A 5,638-nucleotide genomic window follows, 5' to 3' on the forward strand; every position below is an offset into this window, starting at 1 on the left:
CGCCTGTCCCCACCCCCCCCCCCGCCCCCGCGCCCCCCCCCCCCGGGGGGGGCGCCGGCCCCCACGGCTGTGGTCAGAGTTTGCGCAGGCTGAGGCGTTGCACCTTGTGGTCCGGGCCCTTGCGGACGACGAGGGTGGCCCGGCCGCGGGTGGGCGCCACGTTCTCCAGCAGGTTGGGCTTGTTGATGGTGCGCCAGGTCGTCCGCGCGTAGTCGAGGGCCTCCTCCTCGGAGACCTGGGTGTACCTGCGGAAGTACGAGTCCGGGTTCTGGAAGGCGGTCGCGCGCAGCTTGCGGAAGCGGTTCAGATACCAGCGCTCGATGTCCTCGGCGCGGGCGTCGACGTACACGCTGAAGTCGAAGTAGTCCGCGAGGCCGACCCGGGTGCGGCCGTCCTTGCCGGGCAGGGCCGGCTGGAGCACGTTCAGGCCCTCGACGATGAGGATGTCGGGGCGGCGCACGGTCAGCCGCCGGCCGGGCACGATGTCGTAGATCAGGTGCGAGTAGACGGGCGCCGTCACCTCGTCCTTGCCGGCCTTGATGTCGGCGACGAAACGGGTCAGGGCCCGCCGGTCGTACGACTCGGGGAAGCCCTTGCGGGACATCAGGCCGCGCGCCTCCAGCTCCTTGGTGGGGAGCAGGAAACCGTCCGTGGTGACCAGCTCGACGCGCGGGTGCTCGGGCCAGCGGGAGAGCAGCGCCTGGAGCAGGCGGGCCACGGTGGACTTGCCGACGGCGACGGAACCGGCGACCCCTATCACGAAGGGGGTGCCCGCCTGGGAGCCCTTCTCGCCGAGGAAGGTGTTCAGCGCGCCTCTCAGCCCGTCCGTCGCCCCCACGTAGAGGTTCAGGAGTCTGGACAGCGGCAGGTAGATGTCCCGCACCTCGTCGAGGTCGATGACATCGCCCAGGCCGCGCAGCTTCTCGACCTCCTCGGCGTTCAGCGGGAGCGGCGTCTTCTCCCGCAGCGCTTTCCACTCGGCGCGGGTGAGGTCGACGTAGGGAGTCGCCTCCGGCCTGGACCGGTGGGCGCTCCGCGGCGGCAAGGAGACCGGAGAGATCACAGTCCATTGTTACGGGAGTATGGCCGGGATGGAGGGTGGGGTCCGTCACGCCGGGTGACGTGAGGGGAAGGGGCGGGGTCCGGCCGGGTGCGCGGGGCGGCTGGAATTTCCGGTATCGGGCACGGAATGCCGGTATCGGGCGGGTATCGGCCCGTACGCTGCCGCCATGTGCGGAATCGTGGGATACGTGGGGTCGCAGTCGGCGCTTGACGTGGTGATGGCCGGACTGAAGCGGCTGGAGTACCGGGGATACGACTCGGCGGGGGTAGCCGTCCTGGCGGACGGGGGGCTCGCTGCCGCGAAGAAGGCCGGGAAACTGGTCAACCTGGAGAAGGAGCTGGTCGAACGGCCGCTGCCGGCCGGCACGACGGGGATCGGGCACACCCGCTGGGCCACCCACGGGGGCCCGACGGACGCCAACGCGCACCCGCACCTCGACAACGCGGGCCGGGTCGCCGTCGTCCACAACGGGATCATCGAGAACTTCGCGCTGCTGCGCGCCGAGCTGGCCGAGCGCGGCCACGACCTGTCCTCCGAGACGGACACCGAGGTCGTCGCCCATCTGCTCGCCGAGGAGTTCTCCTCCTGCGCCGACCTGGCGGAGGCGATGCGGCTGGTGTGCCGGCGGCTGGAGGGCGCGTTCACCCTGGTCGCGGTCGACGCGGACGAGCCGGACGTCGTCGTGGGCGCGCGCCGCAACTCGCCGCTGGTCGTCGGGGTCGGCGAGGGCGAGGCGTTCCTCGCCTCGGACGTCGCCGCCTTCATCGCCCACACCCGCTCCGCGATCGAGCTGGGCCAGGACCAGGTGGTCGAGCTGCGCCGGGACGGGGTCACCGTCACCGGGTTCGACGGCAGCCCCGCCGAGGTGCGCTCGTACCACGTCGACTGGGACGCGTCGGCGGCGGAGAAGGGCGGCTACGACTACTTCATGCTCAAGGAGATCGCCGAGCAGCCCAAGGCGGTCGCCGACACCCTGCTCGGCCGGATCGACGCGGCCGGGTCGCTCTCCCTGGACGAGGTGCGCATCCCGGCCCGCACGCTGCGCGAGATCGACAAGGTCGTCATCGTCGCCTGCGGCACCGCCTTCCACGCCGGTCTGATCGCCAAGTACGCCATCGAGCACTGGACGCGGATGCCCTGCGAGGTGGAGCTGGCCAGCGAGTTCCGCTACCGGGACCCGATCCTGGACCCGCAGACGCTGGTCGTCGCGATCTCGCAGTCCGGCGAGACGATGGACACGCTGATGGCGCTGCGGCACGCCCGGGAGCAGGGCGCCCGGGTGCTCGCGATCTGCAACACGAACGGTTCGACCATTCCGCGCGAGTCCGACGCGGTGCTGTACACGCACGCGGGCCCGGAGGTCGCCGTCGCGTCCACCAAGGCCTTCCTCACCCAGCTCGTCGCCTGCTATCTGGTGGCGCTGTATCTGGGCCAGGTGCGCGGCACCAAGTGGGGTGACGAGATCCAGGCGGTGATCCGTGAACTGTCCCGCATTTCCCGCGAGGTCGAACGGGTCCTGGAGACCATGGAGCCGGTGCGGGAGCTGGCGCGCTCCCTCGCGCACAAGGACACGGTGCTGTTCCTCGGGCGGCACGTGGGCTATCCGGTCGCACTCGAAGGGGCCCTGAAGCTCAAGGAACTGGCGTACATGCACGCCGAGGGCTTCGCGGCGGGCGAGCTGAAGCACGGGCCGATCGCGCTGATCGAGGAGGACCTGCCGGTCGTGGTCATCGCGCCGTCGCCGCGCGGGCGCTCGGTCCTGCACGACAAGATCGTCTCCAACATCCAGGAGATCCGCGCCCGGGGCGCCCGCACGATCGTCATCGCGGAGGAGGGCGACGAGGCGGTCGTCCCGTACGCCGACCACCTCATCCGCGTCCCGGCGACCCCGACGCTGCTCCAGCCGCTCGTGTCGACGGTCCCCCTCCAGGTCTTCGCCTGCGAACTGGCGACGGCCCGCGGCAACGAGGTGGACCAGCCGCGGAATCTGGCGAAGTCGGTGACGGTGGAGTGAGCTGAGGGGAGGGGCGGGCCGGAGCGCTCCGATTTCGGGGTCGCTCCGGGTGGGGCCGTCCCCGGTGGGCTGCCCCGGGGTCCCTATGGGCCGGTCCCGGTGGGCTGCCCCGGGTGGGCCGGTCCCGGTGGGCCGGTCCCGGTGGGCCGGGCGCGGGGGGTCCGTGGCGGGAGCCGACGCCCGCTCTAAGGTGCCGTCATGAGCATCATCGGGGTCGGGATCGACGTGGCCGAGATCGATCGGTTCCGGGCGTCGCTGGAGCGGACGCCGGGGCTGGCCGAACGCCTTTTCGTGGAGCGGGAGTTGCTGCTGCCCAGCGGGGAACGGCGGGGGATCGCCTCGCTCGCCGCCCGCTTCGCGGCGAAGGAGGCGCTCGCCAAGGCGCTGGGCGCGCCGGCCGGGCTGTACTGGACGGACGCCGAGGTCTTCGTCGAGGACAGCGGGCAGCCCCGCCTGCGGGTGAAGGGCACGGTCGCCGCCCGGGCCGCCGAACTGGGCGTGCGCTCCTGGCACGTGTCGCTCAGTCACGACGCCGGGGTGGCCTCCGCCGTGGTGATCGCCGAGGGGTAGGGGGCTTCGGCGGGGGCGTTTGCTCCGGGCCGGGCCGAGCCGGGCCGAGCCGGGCCGCCCGCGCCGCGCGTTCCCCGTGCCCGGGGCGGCAGAGTGCGCGGGGGTGCGGGGGTGCGGGAGACTCGGGACCATGCGTACTGCGTACAGCGTGGAGACCGTAAGGGCCGCCGAACGGGAGCTGATGGCACGGCTCCCCGAGGGGGCGTTGATGCGGCGGGCCGCCGCGGGACTGGCCGCCGCCTGCGCCGACCTGCTCGGGCGGGTGTACGGCAGCAGGGTGGTGCTGCTCGTCGGCAGCGGCGACAACGGGGGCGACGCCCTCTACGCGGGCGCGCGTCTGGCCCGGCGCGGAGCCGGTGTCACCGCGGTGCTGCTCGCCCCCGACCGGGCGCACCCGGAGGGACTCGCCGCACTGCTGCGCGCCGGAGGCACCACGGCCGCGCCCGAGGACGCCGAACCGCTGCTGCGCCGCGCCGGTCTCGTCGTCGACGGCATCCTCGGGATCGGCGGCAAGGGCGGGCTGCGGCCGGACGCCGCCCGGCTCGCCGGACTCGCCGCCGCCTCGCCCGCCCCCGTCGTCTCCGTCGACCTGCCGAGCGGCGTCGAGGCCGACACCGGCGAGGTGCTCGGCGACGCCGTCCACGCCGACCTGACCGTCGCCTTCGGCACGCACAAGCCGGGGCTGCTGGTCGATCCGGCGCACGGGTACGCCGGTTCCGTGCACCTGGTCGACATCGGGCTCGACCTGCCGGAGCGGGCCGACCTGGAGGCCCTGCAGCACGCCGACGTCGCCCGCCTGCTGCCCCGGCCCGGCGCGGCCAGCGACAAGTACCGGCGCGGTGTCGTCGGGATCGCCGCCGGGTCCGCCCGCTACCCCGGCGCGGCCGTGCTCGCCGTCTCCGGGGCGCTGCGCGGCGGGGCCGGCGCCGTGCGTTATGTCGGGCCCGCGGCGGACGCCGTCATCGCGCGGTTCCCCGAGACGCTGGTCTCCGGTGAGGGGCCCGCGAAGGCGGGGCGCGTGCAGGCGTGGGTGGTGGGCCCCGGCATCGGGGAGGACGCCTCGGCGGTCGCGGAGGTGCTCGCCTCGGACGTGCCGGTGCTGATCGACGCGGACGCGCTGCGGCTCGCCGACCGGGAGGCCGTACGGGCCCGCAGCGCGCCCACGCTGCTGACCCCGCACGCGGGCGAGGCCGCCGCGCTGCTCGGCGTCTCGCGCGAGTCGGTCGAGCAGGCCCGGCTCGCCTCCGTACGGGAGCTGGCGGGGCTGTACGGGGCGACGGTGCTCCTCAAGGGGGCCACCACCCTGGTCGCCGGTCCGGTCGCCGGCCCGGTCCGGGTCAACGCCACCGGCACGGCCTGGCTGGCCACCGCCGGAAGCGGGGACGTCCTGTCCGGCCTCACCGGCTCCCTGCTGGCGTCGGGACTCTCCGCCCTGGACGCGGGAAGCGTGGCCGCCTACCTCCACGGCCTCGCGGGCCGCTACGCGGCGGACGGAGCACCGGCAGGCGCCCACGACGTGGCCGCGGCGATCCCGGAGGCGTGGCGGGATGCAGCGGGCTGAAGGGCGCGATGTAGCGGGCTGAGGGGGTGGGGCCGGGGTCCGGTGGGAGTGGGGCCCTGGCGGGGGGACGGGGGCTTGGTGGTGGGGAGGGGATGAGGCCCGTAGGGGGGAACGGGGGCGCCGGTGACGGGCGGGTGGCCGGGGGTGCCGGCCGGCCGACTCGCTCCCGGCTGCGGTGCCGTCCGGCGGCTTGGCTGGCGTGCGGACCGGCGCGCCGTGGCTGGCGTGCAGACCGGATGCCCGGTTGTTCCGGCTGTCCTCTGTCTCTGCTGTCCCGCTGGCCGGTCGCCCCGCTGTCCTCTGTCTCTGCTGTCCCTGCTGGCCGGTCGCCCGGCTGTCCTCTGTCTCTGCTGTCCCTGCTGGCCGGTCGCCCGGCTGTCCTCTGTCTCTGCTGTCCCTGCTGGCCGGTCGCCCGGCTGTCCTCTGTCTC

Annotated in this window: 4 protein-coding genes; 3 read left to right on the plus strand and 1 reads right to left on the minus strand. The window is 74.1% G+C overall.

The features are described 5' to 3' along the window. Positions 1–73: 73 nt before the first annotated feature. Complete coding sequence (gene coaA, locus AB0912_RS08690) at positions 74–1,063, minus strand: type I pantothenate kinase (RefSeq protein WP_366697203.1); 990 nt, start codon at positions 1,061–1,063, stop codon at positions 74–76. 166 nt (positions 1,064–1,229) lie between these two features. On the opposite strand from coaA, the gene glmS reads away from it, so the two are divergent. The 3 genes from glmS to AB0912_RS08705 all read left to right on the plus strand — a co-directional run bounded on the left by glmS (position 1,230) and on the right by AB0912_RS08705 (position 5,208). After that, on the plus strand, positions 1,230–3,077 hold the full coding sequence (gene glmS / locus AB0912_RS08695; RefSeq protein ID WP_366697204.1) for a glutamine--fructose-6-phosphate transaminase (isomerizing): 1,848 nt from the start codon (positions 1,230–1,232) through the stop codon (positions 3,075–3,077). Positions 3,078–3,275: 198 nt separating this feature from the next. Next, positions 3,276–3,647: a holo-ACP synthase gene (locus AB0912_RS08700; protein WP_366697205.1), complete on the plus strand. Its 372-nt coding sequence runs from the start codon at positions 3,276–3,278 to the stop codon at positions 3,645–3,647. Positions 3,648–3,777: 130 nt separating this feature from the next. Beyond that, on the plus strand, positions 3,778–5,208 hold the full coding sequence (locus AB0912_RS08705) for an NAD(P)H-hydrate dehydratase (RefSeq protein ID WP_366697206.1): 1,431 nt from the start codon (positions 3,778–3,780) through the stop codon (positions 5,206–5,208). Positions 5,209–5,638 lie beyond the last annotated feature (430 nt).

The sequence above is a fragment of the Streptomyces sp. NPDC007084 genome (assembly GCF_040703595.1).
In the GTDB taxonomy this organism is placed as follows: Bacteria; Actinomycetota; Actinomycetes; order Streptomycetales; family Streptomycetaceae; genus Streptomyces.

Bases quoted from the DNA above. Each gene is read 5' to 3' on its own strand.
- glmS (WP_366697204.1), top strand. From the start codon at position 1,230: ATGTGCGGAATCGTGGGATACGTGGGGTCGCAGTCGGCGCTTGACGTG.
- AB0912_RS08700 (WP_366697205.1), top strand. From the start codon at position 3,276: ATGAGCATCATCGGGGTCGGGATCGACGTGGCCGAGATCGATCGGTTC.
- AB0912_RS08705 (WP_366697206.1), top strand. From the start codon at position 3,778: ATGCGTACTGCGTACAGCGTGGAGACCGTAAGGGCCGCCGAACGGGAG.